The sequence below is a fragment of the Kitasatospora sp. NPDC002522 genome (assembly GCF_053595195.1).
In genome coordinates, this window is record NZ_JBSFXE010000061.1 from 13044 (window position 1) to 31738 (window position 18695).

The window sequence follows — 18695 nt, forward strand, 5'->3', positions numbered from 1 at the left end:
ACGGCACCGCCGGGCCCACCGGTTCAGCCGCCGGGCCGGGCGGCCCGCGGGTCTCAGCGGCGCCGCCAGACCCGGGCGGGCTGCGCCGGCTCCTCCTCGTCCGTCAGTTCGGTCGGCTCGTCGGAGAGTTCGCGCCACGGCTCGAGGATGGTGCCCCCTCCCGGGCGGACGCTGTCGTCCTCGTCCAGCCTGTCCTCGTCCGCCAGGTCGATCAGGCCGACCCTCGGGTCGGTGCCGGCCGCCTCGGAGTGCCGCCGGGGGTCGCCGGCGAACGGGCCGAGGTCGGCGCGGCCGTCGGAGGAGGGCAACTCCGGCTCGGTGGTGCTCAGGATCGGGCGGGTCATGCCGGGGACGAAGCGCACCAGCGGCTCGCCACCGGGACGGTGACTGTTCACGATCTTCTCGAAGATCATCTTGTCGAACTCGGTCTCCGGCTGCCAGAACATGTGCGCCCCGTGCATCACGCCCATGTCCCGGTGGATCATCGTCTCCACCGACTCCCGGTAGGTCGCGTCGTCCACCCGGTGGCCCTCGACGTCGTGCAGGTCGAGGATGTCGTGGTCGCCAGCGATGGGCCGCCAGGCGCCGTCCGCGTCCCGGCCCTGGACCACGCCGTCCCGGACCCGGAACCTCTTCTCCTTCTCCAGCTTGGCCATCTTGGCGGAGAGTTCGCCGTGCTCCACGGTGCGCTGCCGGTGACGGGCCATCACCCGGTCGTAGCGGCCCGGCTCGGCATCGAGTTCCGCGGTGCGCTCCGGGAGCTCGGGCAGGAAGAAACCGACCAGGCCCTTGTCCTCGGGCTTGGCCCCGAGCCAGATGTCCTCCTCGCTGATGGTCTTCGCCTTGATGTCGACCGGCTTGGGCAGCGCGCCGGCCTTCAGGTGCGGCACCGAGTCGGGGTTGGTCGGCCGGACCTCGATGACGATGCCCTGCTCGTCCGCCGTCTGCTGGAACTTCCGCTGGTTGACCAGCGGGATGCCCAGGACGCGCTCCGTGTACATGGGCGAGATGCCGAGCACGCCCAGATCGGCCAGGACCTCCAACGGCAGCCGCACGTACTCCGCCTGACCGGTCGCGACCCGGTGGATCGCCAGGTCCTGCGACCCGCCCGATTGGTCGCGGTGGAAGTCCCGCACGAACTGCTCGCTGAGCCCGTGCGCCTCGTCCTCGGCGGCCAGTTGCAGGGAGGCGTCCCAGTCCAGCACGGGCAGGCTGAGCCGCGCGGGCCTGCTGCGCACCTCCTCGGCGACCTGCAGGGCCGCCGTGGTCAACGGCCCCTCCTGGCGGACGACCGTGGCCAGCTCGATCAGCCGCCCGATCCGCTCCGACCTCACCGGGCCCGCACTCAGGGGCTCGAAGACGGCGTCGGCGAACGCCGCCAGCCGGGCCCGCGCCCCTCCCGGCCCGGGCGCCGCGTCAAGCAGTTCGCGCAGTGCCGCGAGGTGGACCACGGTGGGTGACACGCCGTAGTCGGCGACCAGGCCGGCGTGCTCGAGCACCCTGGCGCGCCGTTCCGCCGTCACGGCCACCCCGGCGGGCAGGTCGAAGATGCGTCGGGCGATGGCGTCGAACCGGGCCAGGGAGAAGTCGTCCGTGTAGTAGGCGTCCCAGTCCCCGTCGAAGATCTGCCGGATCTTCACCAGCGACGCCGGGTCCACCGCCAGCCCGAGGTCGCGGACGGTGACCGCCAGTTGCTCCAGGCCGCTGGTCTCGGCGGCCGTCAGCGGGCGCCGGGCGGGCAGCTCGTACACGATGCGGCCGAGCTGCTGCACGATCCACTCCTCGGACCGCTTCTCGACCCCGCGCACCTTGCGCAGCGCGCCGACCAGCACCTCGCGCGCCACGGTGTAGTCACCGGTGCCGTGGAAGGCGTCGGACAGCACCTGCCGGGTCAGCCGCCGCCCGTCCCGGATCACGCCCGCGACCTCGATCAGGTCGGCCACCGTGGCATCCGGCTGGTCGCGGCCCGCGATCTCCTCGACGAGCGCCCGCAGCCGCGGCAGCTGCACCCCGCCGGCCACCTCGGCCAGCCCGCGGACGTCACGCAGCCGGGCCGCGGTCACGGGCAGCCCGGCCGCCTCCACCGCCTCTGCGTACGAGGCGAGTTCCCGCAGCCGGTACGCGCTGACCTGGTCGCGCCGGTCGAGCCCGAGCACGGTGCGGGCCATCCGGTCCAGGGCCGCTCCGCTGACGTCGAGCCGCCCGCCGACCTTCGCCGCGTCGAACAGCGCGTACGCGGTGCGGACGCTCGGCTCCACGTGCTCGCCGTCCAGCGGCAGCCCCAGCCGCTGGGCCAGGTCGATCGACGCCCGCACCTCCTCCGACTGACGGCCCGTCGACGGCCGGCCGGTGGCGAACAGCCATCCGGGCGCGGTCATCTCGATCGTCGTTCTGGCCCGCACGCTCAGCCGGGTCGGCTTGACCTGCGGCTCGGGGCGCGCGGCGGGCTGCGCCGCAGGCCGCGTCTCCCGGGCCGTCGCGGCGCGGCCCCGGCCCCGGCCGGGCTGGGCGTCGACACGTGGGCGATCGGAGAGGTTGCGAGACTTCGGCTGCGCCTGGGTGGTGGTGGACGCCCCCCGCGAGCTCCCGCGGCGGAGTGCTACGGCGCCGTCGATCGGCCGTACCGGAGTTCCGGGCTCGGTACGGGCGGGCCCGTCGGAACGCAGCACCGGACCCAACCTGCGCATGACGGGCGGCCCGCCCGGTTCATCCGGGCGGCTGTAGCGGATCCAGTCGTGCCCGGCCTCCAACACCGGCCTCACCCCGCCACCACCGGTCTCCGCGAACCCGACCGACCGCGCCGCAACCAGCTCCGCCCCACCACCACCGATCGGCGTGAACCACACCGGACCGTCCGCCGCGACCGCCTCCGCCGTCACCCCGTTCCGCCACAACTCCCCCATCAACCCACGCACGTACGACGGGTCCGCCGCCAACTCACACGCCACCAACCGCAACGGCTTCCGCCCGTCCCACGCCCCGGCCTGACGCGCCGCCAGCAACCGCGCCGCCAACTCCCCCGCCGGCAACACCACCCCACGCTCCACCGGCAGACCACCCGCACCCGTGTGCATCGCCACCGTGAAATACCGATCCGACTCCGGCAACCGACGCAACGCACGCTCCGTCAACTCCCGCGCCACCGGATCAGGATGCGGATCCCCCACCCACCGCACGCCAGCCGGGTGGTCGGTCTGCCGGCCCAGGATCGGCGCGGAATGCGGACGGATCCTGGGAGTCGCGGCGTCCAGCGCCGTGCGCAGCCCGTCCGTGGTGAACGGCGCGTCCTCGCGGGCGAGGCGGTCGGCGGCGGCCAGCAGGGTCCTGCGGTGCCTGGCGCTGATCTCGACGGTCGGGTGGATGCCGCTGAGCGAGCGGATCATCGTGTCCAGGTGCGACAGGGTGATCTCGGTGTCCCGGCTGAGCCGCAGGTGGCGGCGGGCCACGTCGGACAGTTTGCCGACCAGGGTCAGGTGATCGAGCGTCAGTCCGTCCAGCCCGTACAGGGCGGAGGTCAGGCCGCCCAGGTACCAGGTGCGGGTGCCGGCCGCGCTCGGGCCGTCCTGCGGCGCCCGCCAGTCGGCGGCCTCCGCCGCGGTGGCCCGGTCCCGGGGCAGGCCGATGAGCGCGGCGAGCCGCCGCAGGTCGTGCGGGTGCTGGATCGGCCCGGTGCCGCCGAGCTGCCGGAGCAGCTCCTTCAGCCGGGCGTCACGTTCGAGCGCGGTCTTCGGGTCGCCGGCGAACAGCAGCGGCAGGCCGGACTCCTCCTCGGCATGGATCCGGGTCACGTCGGCGTTCGCCGCCAGCCTCTGCCGATCGGTGATCCGGACCCGCATGCCGGGGCGGAAGAGCACCTCGGCTTCGTGCGGCACCCGCGAGAACGGCGCGATCTTGACCCCGAGCCGACCCGTGGCCTGCACCTCCCACAGCACCGGGTGGGAGACCAGCGACTTGCGGTGGCCTTCGGCGAAGCCGCTAGCGACCGCCTCGCGTTCGCTGAAGCTGGCGAACTGCCGGAACACGTAGCTGTCCCCGCCCTGCTGGGAGAGCACCCGGCGGAACACGCCGAGTGGGTCCGCGCCCCGGGCCCGGTTGCCGCGGTAGACCGTACCGACCGCGGGCGGCAGCAGCCGCAGGGCGTCCAGCAGGAGCTGGCTGTGCTGGGCCATCTCCTGCTCGATCGAGGGCAGGATCGCGTTGACCAGCTTCACCACCTCCTTGGCCCGGGCGAGCGCCTCCGGGTCGGCCGCGTCCACCGGGGGCCGCCGCAGGATCTCGGCCACCCCGCGGGCCGTGCGGATCGACTCCGGCAGATCCTTGTCGAGGCGGAAGTGGTCGTCGACGACCGCCGCGACCTCGGCCTTGAGCGCCACCCGGGCCGCCAGGCCGCGGTACTTGAGTAGCGGGTTGAGCAGGCGGTAGGCCGGTCCCGAGTAGACGGCGAGCGCGGTGAGGTGCGCCGCGTTCAACCGGGTGAGGATCTCGGCGGCCGTCACGCCGTGCTCGTCCAGCCAGTTCCGGAGGATCGGACTGGCGTCCCTCGGGTTCTGTACGGCCGCAGCGAGGTCGTCCTGCAGGTCGTCGACGTGCTCGCGGACGTCGTCGTTGTTCTCCCGGAAGCCGCCGTTCTCCGGGCGTACGGCGATCCGGTCCAGGTAGGTCTGCTCGTGCGGCAGGACCTGCAGCCCCGGGACGGACCGCAGACCACGCAGCTCCGGCAGACCGAGACCGGGAATGCTGCGGTACAGCTCGGCGGCGTCACCGTGGTAGCCGCTACGGACACTCTCCGGGCCGCCACCGAGACGGGCACCCGCCACGATCTCGTACAGCGAGTGCTCCTTCGTGGGCAGCAGCCACCCGTACAGGCTCCGCGCGAACTGCTCGGGCCGTGTGCCACGAAGCAGCCGGTACGCACCCATCGTGCGCGCCGCCGCGGCCGAGATGCCGGATGCGGTCGGAATGCCCCGGGCCCCCATCTCCTTGGCCCACACCGACGCCGTATCCAACAAGAACCGCTCGGACCTCGACACCCACGGCACGACGGGATCCGACCCGCCGTGGCCCCGGCCCGCCAGATAGGCCTGCTCCCGCTCGCTCAGCTCCGCGCCGGCATCGGCGAAACCCGAGAGCCTACGCCGCCCCGACGGACCGTCAGGACCGGCCGCCGGCCGCGCCCGATGGGCCAGCACGCTCTGGACGTACTCCGCGACATGCGCCTGCCAGAACACGTCCTCCGGCGAGAGCATGCCCACCCCGCGCAGCAGGTCCGCCTGGAACACGGCGACGCTGTCCTTGGCCACCGTGCCGAGCGTCTCCGCCAGCTCCCGGTGCAGCTCGCCCTTCCCGAAGGCGGCCCGGCGGCGCAGCTCATCGACGTCGAACCCGAGGTCTCCGGCGCGCTCCCAGTCCTCGGTACGGACGAGCCGCTCGACCAGGCGCGCCAGCCCGTAGGGCGCGTTGCTGGTGACGGCGTTGTGTAGCGCGGTCATCAACTCGCGGACGTTTCCGCGTTCGATGAGCCGATTCAGTGTGTCCAGCGTGGACGCGAACGGGTTGAAGCCGATCTGGCCGGCCTCGGTGGGGTTGTCGCGGACGAACAGCGCCGCGATGGTGTCCGGCGGCACGTCCTCGCCCGCGACCCGCAACAGGCGTGAGAGTGCCGCAACCGTCTCCGCCGCGGCGGTGCGGGCTTCCGGGTCGTCGAAGGCCAACGCGCCGATCCGCTGCTCGAACTCCGCCGCATGGTCCCGATACGCCTGCTCGGCATACAGCACCGGCACCACCGCGTCATCACCGAACTCCACCGCACCCAACGGCACCTGACCTACCACCGGATCCGACCCGCCGCCCTCCCCCAACGGCAGATAACCCTCCGGCGCGGACACCGACGTCGGCGGAACACTCCCATCAACCGGAAGATGCGCACCCAACTCCCGCACCCGGACCGCGTCCTCACCCACCGCAACGGACAACTCCACCCAATGGTCCGCCACCACCCGGGCCCGCCCACCACCATCCCAACCCACCGCCAAAGCCGCCACCGTGTGCCCCACACCCGACGACTCCACAGCAAACGGCCCCGTCACCCGCGGAACGAACCACACCGTCCCCCGCGGCGCATAAGCAACCAACGCCACACCCGACCGCCGAACCCGCACCTCCTCCAACACCTGCGCCGCATACGAACCCCCCAACCCCGCACCCAGATCACACGCCACGAACTGCAACGGCCGCCCGTCCCACACCCCACCATCCAGCAACCTCACCAAAGCCGACGCCAACTCCCCCGGCGCCACCTCCACCCCACGCCACGACGGCCGCCCACTCTCCCGCACCACATGCGTCGCCACCGTGAAGAACCGCTCATCACGCACGAACCGACCCACCGCCGCACCCGTCACCGCCCGCTCCACACCCGACAACTCCGGATCCGCAAGCCAATGCACACCCCCCTCCCCATGCACCGCGGCAAGCGCCACCACCAACTCCCCCACCCGCTCCTCACCCGACAACACCCGCCCCACCGACACCCCACCCGCAACAAACGGATGCGCACCATCAATCGCACCCAACCCCATCGCAGCGTCCTCGCTGCCGCGGTGGAAGGCCACGGCGCCGTCGATCGGCCGTACGGGGGTTCCGGGCTCGGTACGGGCGGGCCCGTCGGAACGCAGCACCGGACCCAACGTGCGGGTGACGGGCGGCGCGTCCGGGTCGTCGGGCCTGCTGTAGCGGATCCAGTCGTGCCCGGCCTCCAACACCGGCCTCACCCCGCCACCACCGGTCTCCGCGAACCCGACCGACCGCGCGGCCACCAGTTCCGCCCCGCCGTCACCGGTCGGCGTGAACCACACCGGGCCGTCCGCCGCGACCGCCTCCGCCGTCACCCCGTTGCGCCACAACTCCCCCATCAACTCCCGCACGTACGACGGGTCCGCCGCCAGCTCACACGCCACCAACCGCAACGGCTTCCGCCCGTCCCACGCCCCGGCCTGACGCGCCGCCAGCAACCGCGCCGCCAACTCCCCCGCCGGCAACACCACCCCACGCTCCACCGGCAGACCACCCGCACCCGTGTGCATCGCCACCGTGAAATACCGATCCGACTCCGGCAACCGACGCAACGCACGCTCCGTCAACTCCCGCGCCACCGGATCAGGATGCGGATCCCCCACCCACCGCACGCCGGTCGGCCGGACCGGTGCGGTGAGCCGTGGCAGCGACCCGGACCGCCCCACGTCCGCGACGGCGGCGTCGAGCACGTCGTGCCGGTGCTCCGTCGTCAACGGAGTGCCCTCGGGCAGACCGAGGCGCAGCCGCGCCACCCGGTCGAACGCCGGGCGGCCGAGCGGACCGGTGCTCCCGAGTTCACGGCGCCCGAGCAGCCGCAGCGCCTCGACCGCGCGCAGGTACTGCACGGTCACCGGCCGGTCGACCGCGATCAGCAGCCGGGCCGGGCCGACCAGGACCTCGCGTTCCACCCGGCCGACCGCCGCGTTCTCGGGCAGGCCCAGGACCTCCCGGGTGAGGCGGTCCAGCGTGTCGCCGACCCGGCCGCGGCGGGCGGCCGCGAGGTCGGCGAGCGCCAGCCCGGCGGGGAGGTGGTCTGCGCGCAGCGGCTTGCCGAGGGTACGGAGCACGTACCCGGCCGCGGTGAGCCGGGCGTGCCGTTCCTCGGCGGGCATCCCGGCCAGGGCCGGAACCCGGGTGGCGAGAGCGTCCAGCGCCGCGTCCTGCGAAGCGTCCGCCCCGACGTGGCCGTCCGCCTTCGCGACCGCGGCCAACTCCTCACGAACCCTGCCGCGCTCGCCCAACGTCACGGACAGGATCCGCCGTGGGGCTTGGGCGGCGGTCTCCGGCCGCCGGCCGTCACCGCTGACCGCGGCGGCTCCCTCCGCGGTGGGTCGCCGGCGCGGTCCGGGCGGAGCCTCGGCGGTCGGTCGCCGCCGGGGCGGGCCGTCGGCGGTGGGGCGTCGTCGCGGTGCGGGCCGGGGCGCGGCGGTGTCGGCCGGCGGCGAACCGCTGGGCCCCGCGTCCTCCGGGCGGTGCGCGCCCTGGTCGCCGTCATGCCCCGGGCGCGCTGCGGTTGACGGTCCGTCGGCCCGCGCGGGCCCGGCGGACGGAAGGTGCCGCTCGTGCGGGAGCACACCGTCGCGGGCGACGTGGGTACGCAGCTCCTGCTCGCTGATCCCGGGCAGGTGGCGGTACATCGTGGCGGCGTCCTGGTAGGCCGCCGCCGGCAGCGCCGGTATCAGGCCGGAGAGTTCCGCACCCTTGAGGATCTCGTACACCGAGTGGTCGCCGGGCGTGAGCATCCAGGACAGCAGCGACAGCACCAGGTGGTCCGGCTCGGAGCCGGTCACCCGCATCAGCCGGAAGGCGTTGAGCATCCGGGCGGCGGTACGCGAGACGCCCGCGATCACCGGCATGCCCCGCCGGTCGTGGATGTCGCGGTACCACGACGACTGCGGGTTGATGACGTTCAGCATCCGCCCGGTGCGCCAGCTGAGCGGAAGTTCGGCGCCCGCCTCGTCCTCCCCCGGGTCGCCGTCGCGGGGACGCGGGTTGACCACGGTGTCACGGACCAGTTGCCGGACCATCCCGCTGTCGCCGTCCTCCCACGCCGTGATGACTCCTCGGCGGCCGCGGAGGGCGTCCAGGTCGACACTGCCGTCCTCGCTCCGCGGGAGGCGGTCGTCCGGGACGGCCTCCTCGCGCATGCCCAGGAGTTGCAGCGCCACCGGGTGCTCGGTCAGGAAGCGCAGTTCGCGGGTGCTGAGTGAGGCGCCCGCGGTGCGCAGGTCCCGCGGGGTGAGCGCGGCCTGGCCGGTGTCCTCTTCGCCGGACGGTACAGACTTGCGGGCGGAGATGCTGGCGGCGAAGTCCGCGCCGAGTTCCATCCAGTTCTTCGACCGGAAGAGCAGGTTGCCGCTGGCGAAGACGTCCTTGTTGAACATCTCGCGGCCGGGCATCAGCATGCCGAGGAACCCGCCGATCCGGGTGCGGGCGGTGCCGTTGAGGTAGGCGGCCTGCACCTTGAGTTCCTCGACGTCGAGGCCCAGCTCGGCGGCGCGCGCCCAGTCCCTGGTCTCGACGAGCTGGTTGAGCAGGGACTTCAGGCTGAGCGGGGAGTCCTTGAAGTACGCGGCGTTGAAGAACGCCGTCATCAGCTCCCTGCTGTTGCCCCGGTCGAGCAGGGTGAGGAAACCGTCGAGCGGCTGCTCGCCGCCGATCTGGCCGGCCGAGTGGGGGTCATCGTGCACGAAGGTCTCGGCGATCTCGCCGGCGCTCTTGTCGGGGTGCGCGGCCTGCAGCAGGTCCCACAGCCGGGCCACCGAGTTCCGTGCGGCCTCGATTGCCTGCGGGTGGTTGTGCAGGTACCCGCCGAGCTGGGTCTCGAAGGCGCTGGCCTCCGTCGCGTAGTCGGGGTGCGCGTACGCCTCCAGGACGGGCGCGGGGCCGAACGGCTGCGCGCCCGGGATCGGCGCGACCCGCGGACGGGTGCCGGGAACCGCGGACTTGAGCGCCGCGCGCAGCCCGTCCATGGTGAACGGCGCGTCCTCGCGGGCGAGCCGGTCCGCGGCGGCCAGCAGGGTGTTGCGGTGGTAGTTGCTGATCTGGATCGCCGGGTCGATGCCGCTGAGCGAGCGGATCATCGCGTCCAGGTGCCATCGGGTGATCTCGGTGTCGGGGCTGAGCCGCAGGTGGCCGCGGGCCACGTCGGCGAGTCTGCGGACCAGGGTCAGGTGATCGAGCGTCAGCCCCTTGGGCCCGTACAGGGCGATGGTCACGGAGGCCAGGTGCCAGGTGCGGGTGCCGGCCGGGCTCGGGCCGTCCAGGGGCGCCCGCCAGTCGCCGGCCTCGGCCGCGGTGGCCCGCTCGCGGGGCAGGCCGATGAGGGCGGCGAGCGGCCGCAGGTCGTGCGGGTGCTGGATCGGCCCGGTGCCGCCGAGCTGTTGGAGCATCACCTTCAGTTCGGCGTGGCGGGTGAGAGCGCGGTCGCCGGCGAACAGCAACGGAAGTCCGTGCTCCTCCTCGGCGTAGATGCGGGTCGCACCGTCGTTCGCCGCCAGCCTCTGCCGATCGGTGATCCGGACCCGCAGGCCGGGGCGGAAGAGCACCTCGGCCTCGTCCGGCAGCCGCGAGAACGGCGCGATCTTGACCCCGAGTCGGCCGGTCGCCCGTACCTCCCACAGCACCGGGTGGGAGACCAGCGACTTCTGGTGGCTGAGCGCGAAGGTGGTGGCGACACTTTCGTTCGCACTGAAGCTGGCGAACTGCGGGAAGACGTGGCTGTCCCCGCCGTGTTCGGACAGCACCTTGCCGAGCATGCCGAGCGGGTCCGCGCCCAGGGCCCGGTTGCCACGGTAGACCGTGCCGACGGCGGGCGGCAGCAGCCGCAGGGCGTCCTGCAGGAGCTGGCTGTGCCGGGCCATCTCCTGCTCGATCGAGGGCAGGATCGCGTTGACCAGCTTCACCACCTCCTTGGCCCGGGCGAGCGCCTCGGGGGTCGCCAGATCCACGACGGGCCGCTGCATGATCTCGTCCACGCCGGGGGCACCGAGGACGGAGTTCGGCAGCGCCGTACCGCGCCGGAAGTGGTCGTCGACGACCGCCGCGATCTCGGCCTTGAGCGCCACCCGGGCCGCGAGGCCGCGGTACTTGAGCAGCGGGTTGAGCAGACGGTGGGCCGGTCCCGAGTAGACGGCGAGCGCGGTGAAGTGCGCCGCGTTCAACCGGGTGACGATCTCGGCGGCCGTCACGCCGTGCTCGTCCAGCCACGCCCGGACTGCCTGGGTCGCGCTGCCTGGAGAGCTCACCGCCCTCGCGAAGTCGTCCTGCCGCTCCTTGACGTGATTCCTGAGATCCGCGTCGCTCTCCCGGAAGCCGCCGTTCTCCGGGGCGGCAGCGATCAGGTCCAGGTAGGTCTGCTCGTGCGGCAGGACCTGCAGCCCCGGGACGGACTGCAGACCACGCAGCTCCGGCAGGCCGAGGCCAGGGATGCTGCGGTACAGCTCGGCGGCGTCACCGTGGTAGCCGCTACGGACACTCTCCGGACCGCCACCGAGACGGGCACCCGCCACGATCTCGTACAGCGAGTGCTCCTTCGTGGGCAGCAGCCACCCGTACAGGCTCCGCGCGAACTGCTCCGGCCGTGTGCCACCGAGCAGCCGGTACGCACCCATCGTTCGCGCCGCCGCGGCCGAGATGCCGGACCCGGTCGGAATGCCCCGGGCCCCCATCTCCTTGGCCCACACCGACGCCGCATCCAGCAGGAACCGCTCCGACCGCGGCACCCACGGCACCTCGGGATCCGACCCGCCGTGGCCCCGACCCGCCAGGTAGGCCTGCTCACGGTCGCTCAGCTCCGCACCGGCAGCCGCGAAGTCCGAGACCCTACGCCGCCCCGACGGGCCGTCAGGACCGGCCGCCGGCCGCGCCCGGCGGGCGAGCACGCTCTGGACGTACTCGGCGACATGGGCCTGCCAGAACGGGTCTTCGGGCGAGAGCATGCCCACCCCCCGCAGCAGGTCCGCCTGGAACACCGCGACGCTGTCCTTGGCCACCGTGCCCAGCGTCTCCGCCAGCTCCCGGTGCAGCTCACCCTTCCCGAACGCGGCCCGGCGGCGCAGCTCATCGACGTCGAACCCGAGGTCCCCGGCACGCTCCCAGTCCTCGGTGCGGATCAGTTCGTCGACCAGGCGCGCCAGCCCGTACGGCGAGTCGCTGGTGACGGCGTTGTGCAGGGCCGTCATCAGCTCGCGGACGTTTCCGCGCTGTGTGAGGTTCCGCAGCGTCAGGAACGGAGACGTGTCCGGGTCGGAGCCGATCTGGCCGGCTTCGGTCGGGTCGTCGCGGAAGAACAGGGCCGCGGTGGTGTCCGGCGGGAGCTCGACGTCGGCGACCCGCAGCAGCTGCGAGAGCGACTTCACCGCGTCGGCCGCGGCGGCGCGGGCCTCCGGGTCCTCGAAGGCCAGCGCACCGATGTGCTGCTCGAACTCGGCAGCATGGTCCCGATACGCCTGCTCGGCATACAACACCGGCACCACCGCGTCATCACCGAACTCCACCGCACCCAACGGCACCTGACCCACCACCGGATCCGGCCCCGCCTGCTCAAGTGGCAGATAACCCTCCGGCGCAGCCACCGACGTCGGCGGAACACTCCCATCGACCGGCAGATGCGCACCCAACTCCCGCACCCGGACCGCGTCCTCACCCACCGCAACGGACAACTCCACCCAGTGGTCCGCAACCACCCTGGCCCGCCCGTCACCGTCCCAACCCACCGCCAGCGCCGCCACCGTGTGCCCGACACCCGCCGACTCGACGGCGAACGGCCCCGTCGCCCTGGGAACGAACCACACCGTCCCCCTCGGCGCATAAGCCACCAACGGCAGATCCGGCCGCAGAACCCGCACCTCCCGCAACACCAGCGCCGTGTACGACCCCGCCAACCCCGCGCCCAGGTCACATGCCGCGAACTGCAACGGCAGCGCGCCCGACCACACCCCGCCATCCAGCAACCTCACCAGAGCCGACGCGAGTTCCGCCGGCGCGATGTCCACGCCACGCCACGTCGGCCGCCCCCTCTCCCGCACCACATGCGTCGCCACCGTGAAGAACCGGTCATCACGCGGGAACCGACCGATCGCCGCACCCGTCACCCCCCGCTCCGCAACCGACAGATCCGGATCCGCAAGCCAATGCACACCCCCCTCCCCATGCACCGCGGCAAGCGCCACGGCCAACTCCCCCACCCGCTCCTCGACCGACTGCACCCGCCCCACCGACACCCCACCCGCAACAAACGGATGCGCACCGTCGATCACACCCAACCCCGCGTCACCACCGAACTTCACCGCACCGTCCAGCGGCGACAGGCCGTCAGCGTCCCCACCCTGCACGCCGTCCGCCAACTGGCCGTCGAAGCCCTCCGGCAGTCCGTGGTCGATCACGCCGTCGGCGGTCAGGTGCCAACCCTGCAGCGTCGTGGTGGCCGTGTGCGTGGCGTCACCGCTGTCGGTGAAGGCCCTCCAGGTCGAGGACTCGCTGAGCACGACGACCGGCTTGCCGTCCGGGCGCACCCCGACCCGCTCCGCCACGATCGCCTCCCGGCCGCCGCCGGCCTTCGGCACCAGCCACACATCGCCGACCGGCGCCCGGCCCGCGATCCCCACCGGGACCCCGGCCCGCGGATGTGCCTCCTGGTGCGCCCACAACGCCGCCATCGCCCGCGGCACATGATCCCCGTCATAGGCACCGAGGCGGCAGGACAGGAAGTCGACCGACGTCTTCCCGTCCAAACTCCCGGCGTCGTACGCCCCGATCAGCAGCCGCGCCAACTGATCCGGCGTCAGCGGAGCACCCCGCTCGCCCACGTGCATCGCCACCACGAACGCCTCCGGCCGTACCGGAAACTGCTCCAACGCCTCCCGCAGCCGCAGCTCCGACGCCATCGGCAGCAACGGATCCCCGACCCACACACCCGACGGAACCTCCCGCACGGTCGGCGGGAACTCCACCTCGATCGTCGCCGACTCCTGACGGCCATCCGCGTCCGCCCCTACGAAGTCGCCCGCAGGCGGCGGATCGATGTGACCCGCCGAGAACAGGCGGATCAACTCCCCGGGGTCTGTCGGAGCGCCGCGGCGCTCCAGCTCGTCCCGGAGCTCGGACCACAGGACCTGCCCCACGGCCTGAGCCCGGTCCCCGCCGAGGCCGACTGCCGTGTCCGGGTCGCCGGCCCGCCCGGTCACCCTGATCACCGGCATCGGCAACGCCTCGCGGTGACGCCTCGCGATCTCCGCCGACAACGCCCGGGCCAGGAGCACGACATGGGCATGCGCGCGCGGGTCGAGAACGGCCGTGTCTCGACCGAAGGCGACGGTCTGCGGGACCATCCGGGGCTCCCCGTACTCCGACGGGGCCGAGCCCCCGGGCCGGAAGGTCCGGTAGAGGCCCGCGGCACCATCGGCACGCCCCACCACTTTGAGGTAGGCCGGCTGGGAACGGTCGTACGCGTCGGTGATCCTGCTCATGCCTACCATCTCGGTCGGCGCATGCACCGTCAGACCGACGGCGTTCGCCACTGCCTGCGCCAGCGGGGCCGAGTCACAGGCGAGCAGCACGATCGACGCCGGCTTGCCCTTGTCCGCCGCCAGCCTCAGCGCCTGCAGGCTCGGACGACGCCTGAGGAGTCCACCGAGTTCGGCACCGTCGACCGACAGGCTGCCGTGCTCCGTCCTCAGCTCGAACTCGGCCGGGCTGGAGTGGCTGACGAAGAAGTACGCGTGGTCCGGGTCCCACTGGACCTCGCGGACCAGCGGCGTCGGGCGCCCGTCGGATTCGAGGGTGAGCTGGTAGTCCAGCGCATGCGTCAGTCCACCGAGTGGCACCTCCCAGTGGTACCAGTCGCCCTCACTCGCCACGGCCTGGCCGATCACGGTCAGCTTCTCCGAGTCCACGATCGGGCGGAGCAACACCTGCTCGTCGCCGATGACGAGCCCGCCGATCGTGGTCACGTGTCCGGGCGCGCTCGGCGACCGGTCGATCCCGCCCCTCGACGGCGGGTCGACCCTGAGGAACTGGCCGCGCGGCCCGAGACCGCCGTCCGGCAGGCGGAAAGGTGCCTGCAGACCGAACGACCATCCGCCACCCGGCGCTTCCACCGGCACGATGTCACCGGTCGGCGCGAACACCGTCCGGCCCGTCGCCGCCGCCACCGCCCGCACCAGCTCCAGGTCCCAACCGCCCCCGAATGGCATGGCGAGCACGATCGGCACGTCACGGTCCCGTGTCTTCAGCGCTTCGTCGGCCGCCACCATCGCCGCGAACCCGAGAGCGTCCAGGTGCACGGTCGTACCGCTGTCCGTTGTCAGCTCGATCGTACGACCGGGCTGGTCGACCATCACGAAGTACGGCTTCGGCCCGTCTGCCCACGGCGCGGCGATCCGCCCGAGGTTCTGGACCACATGGTTCGGGTCGTCCGCCCGCAACGTCGGATCGACCATCAGGTGCTGATAGTCCGTCAGATCTGCCCGGAAACCCTCCAACTGGTCTGCCACGTCACGCGGTTCGAACGCAGCGAATCCGCTCGGACTCAGGAAGGCGCGACCGTCCGGCGCGGCGCCGGGCCGCCTGGTCAGCGCCCGGCTCTCCGCCTGCTGCCTGCCGCCGCCCGGAATCGCGTGCAGGTCACGGCCGCCACGCCCGGCGCCCGCGCTGAACAGCGGTACCGGGTACTCCAGTTCCACGGTCACGACCCGCCGACGCAGCTCCGGGTCGAGTCCGGCGAACGCATCCTGGAGCAGCTCGCGCTGCCTCACGGATTCCGCGCGTACCAGTGCTCCGGCGTCGAGCGCCAGTTGGTGCGCCGCGAACTCCGCGCTCAACACCTCCTCGAGCACCCGCGCCACGGCCTTGGCACGGGCGAGGCCCGCCCGGACGGTGGCCACGGTCTCGCCGGCCAGGCCGACCGCCTTGACCACCGGGAGCGCATGGCCCCGGTCGAACCGGCGCAGCAGTTCCGCCGCGAGGCCGCGCCCCGCCGCCCGCACGCTCTCGATGGCGGCGTCCGAAAGGGCGGTTTCGCCGATGTCGAAGATCGCTCCGTACGGCGACATCCGCGGGTTGTCGGCTCGATCCACGGGAGTGTCGCCACCCGGCTGGAAGGTGAGGAACTCGCCACTGGCACCCGACCGGTCCCGCTCGACGACGAGATCGTGGGTGTCGTCCGGGTGGTCGGGGGCGTGCTGCCGCCATAGGCCGCCCGTACCGACCGGCGCGTGCACGGTGAGGCCGGCCTTGTCGGCCACGGCCTGCGCCAGGTCTGCGGAGTGGCAGGCCACCAGCACGATCGAGACCGGGTCACCGTCCGTCGCCGCCTGCCGCAGTGCGCCGATGCTCGGCCTGCGTGCCAGGTATCCGCCCAGCTCCGCCCCGCTGACCTTTCCGGTGCCGGTGGCCGTCGGAAGGTCGAAGCCCTCCGAATCCGCCTGTGCGCCGAAGAAGTACGCGTGCTTCGGGTCCCACGGCACATCATGGACGAACGTGACCGCCATGGGCGGCCAGTCCTGATACTCGGTGTTGGTGGTGAGTCGGCTGTATCCGGCATCGCGCACCGCCCAGTCGCCCTCGCTGTGCGCGCCGCGTCCGATCGTCCCGTGCGTCTCGAAGCTGACGATCGGCCTCGTCAGCACCTCGTGGTCGGCGAGCACCTCGCCGAGCACGGTGACGACGTGCCCGGGCGCGCCCAGCGCGGGATCCACCCCGCCCCTGGCCGGCGGCTCCACCCGAACGAGCTGCCCGCGCGGATGCAACGTCCCGTCGGCATCGGGGCCCGGAGCCCGCAACCCGAATGACCAACCGCCACCCGCCACCTCCGTCCTGACCAGGTCACCGGTCACCGCGAACACCGTCCGCCCGGTCGCCACCGCCACCGCCCGCGGCAACTCCAGATCCGAACCACCGCCGAACGGCACCGCCAGCACGATCGGCGCGTCCGGATGCAACCCCTGGAGGTCCTCGTCAGCCGCCACCACCGCTGCGAACTGCTCGACCCCCAGGTGCACCGCTTCGCCCTGGACACCGACCGCGGCGACCTGACGCCCGCTCAACTCGGCCATCACGAAGTACGGCTTCGGGCCGCCGCCCCACGGCGCCGGGTAGGCATCGAGTTCCTCCGACACCTGCCCGCGGCCCGCCGAATCCACGATCACGTGCCGGTAGTCCGGCAGGTCCCCCCGGAACCCTTCCAGCTCGGTCCCGAGGAACCCCCCGTCGCTCAGGTACGCCCGCCCGGACGGCGCCCCGTCCGCACCGGGCGGCAGCGCCTGGCTCTCCACCACCTCGTCGCTGCCGGGCAGCGAGACGACGTCGCGGCCGAATCGTCCCACTCCCCCGATCATCCGCGGGGCCCCCGGCCCGTCCCCGGGGCCGAACTTGGTCGCGCCTGCGACCGAGCCGGCAAGGGCCGTGGTCTCCGGAGTGATGGTCACGATCATGTCGTAGCCGGTCGGCGCAAGGTTTTCTACGGCGCCGTCCGGGGCCAGCAGGCCGCCGTACTCGGCGTCGGTCTTGGGAGTGTGGTCGGGGTTGCCGCTGTCGGTGAAGGTACGCCAGAACGACTCCGGGCCCTGCACGACGACCGGTCGGCCGGCCTGGTCGATGCCGACGTGGTCGGCGACGATCACCTCGTACTCAGCGGCCTCCACCGGCCGGCCGTTAGCCAGCTTGGGAACCACCCACACGTCACCGACCGGCGCCCGCCCGGTGAGCTTCCCCGCCGCCGCGCGCGGGTTCGCCGCCTGGTGCGCCCACAACGCCCGCATCGCCTCCGGCACATGACGTTCGGTCACCGCACCGAGCCGGCACGACAGGAAGTCGATCCACGACTTCCCGTCCAACTTCCCACCGTCGTAGGCCTTCACCAGCACATCCGCGAGCTGCTCCGGACCGATCGGCGCGCCCGCCTCTCCGACGTGCATCGCCACCGTGAACGCGTCGTCACGACGCGGCAGGTGATTCAGCGCGCTCTCCGCCCGCGCGTTCGCCTGCTCCGACCCGGGTCGCGGGTCGGCGATCAGCACACCCGAGACCGTCGGCCGCACCCCCAACCCGTCGGCCACCGCCGAATGGTCCGACGCGGCACCGCCCTCCACCGGGACCGACTGTCCGATCTTCGTGAGTTCCTCGGTGACCATGGCGCTGAACGACCGCTCTCCGCTCCCGGGAGTGCCGACGTCAAGCGGCAGGAACGGGGCGCTCTCCGTCACCGGCCGAGAAGTCGACCCGCCGCCGATCGTGGGCCCGTCGCCGCCGGCGGTCCTGACACCCCCACCGCCCAACGCCGCATCGAACCCATCCTTTCCCGGGTTCTCCTCCCGGGCCGCGTCGCCGGTGCCGGTCTTGTGGGTGAAGAGGTTGACGATCGGAGTGTCCGAGCGCAGGTCGAACCCCGAGAACGGATTCGAGAAGAACCACTTGGCCAGGTCCTTCGCGCTCTGCCCCCACGACTCGTCGCCGTCGTGCCCACCCGGACGCGGCACCGGGAACGGGGCAGGGTTGCCGGTCATGTTCGCCAGGAACGACACGAAGTTCAGCGGATGCAACAGCCCGAAGTACTTCGCCCCGTCCGGATTCTCACGCCACTGCCGCTCCCGCAACCAGTTCTGATACCGGTCGAACAACGGCTCGAAGGTCTTGTGCAGGACGTGACCCATCGCGCCCATCGCCATCCCCGACACGAACGAACCCCAACTCGCCGTGAACGCGTGCTCATCCGTCCAGAACAGCTGGTACCCGAGGTCCGACGCGACGTTCTGCCCGCCCTCCTGCAGGATCTCCCCCAGCGCATGGCCCAGCTGGAACAGCGCGTTGCCGTGCAGCGGATGCTCCGCCGTGAAATGCCCGAACAGCCTCGCGAAGCCGCCCACGCCCTCCTTGCCCGCGGACGCCGTGAACAGGTCGGGGAACTCCCGCGCCATCCGCGACAGCGGCCCGCCGTCGGCGAGCTTGCCCAACGCCTGCGCCAACACCCCGCCCAGATGCGCGTGGTCCGCCCCCAGATGCCCCCAGTGCTTCACGAACGCGTCACCAAAGTTCCGCCCGATCTGCCGCGCCTCCTCCCGCAACGCCGCATGCGAAGCCGCGTCCGTCAGGTGCTCCTCGAAGATCCGCCCCATCTTGCGCGC

General features: G+C 72.5%; 1 protein-coding gene. It reads right to left on the reverse strand.

Annotation, left to right across the window (positions count from 1 at the left end):
- Positions 1 to 53: 53 nt before the first annotated feature.
- Complete coding sequence (locus ACWD4U_RS32300) at positions 54 to 18587, reverse strand: hypothetical protein (protein WP_449787377.1); 18534 nt, start codon at positions 18585 to 18587, stop codon at positions 54 to 56.
- Positions 18588 to 18695 lie beyond the last annotated feature (108 nt).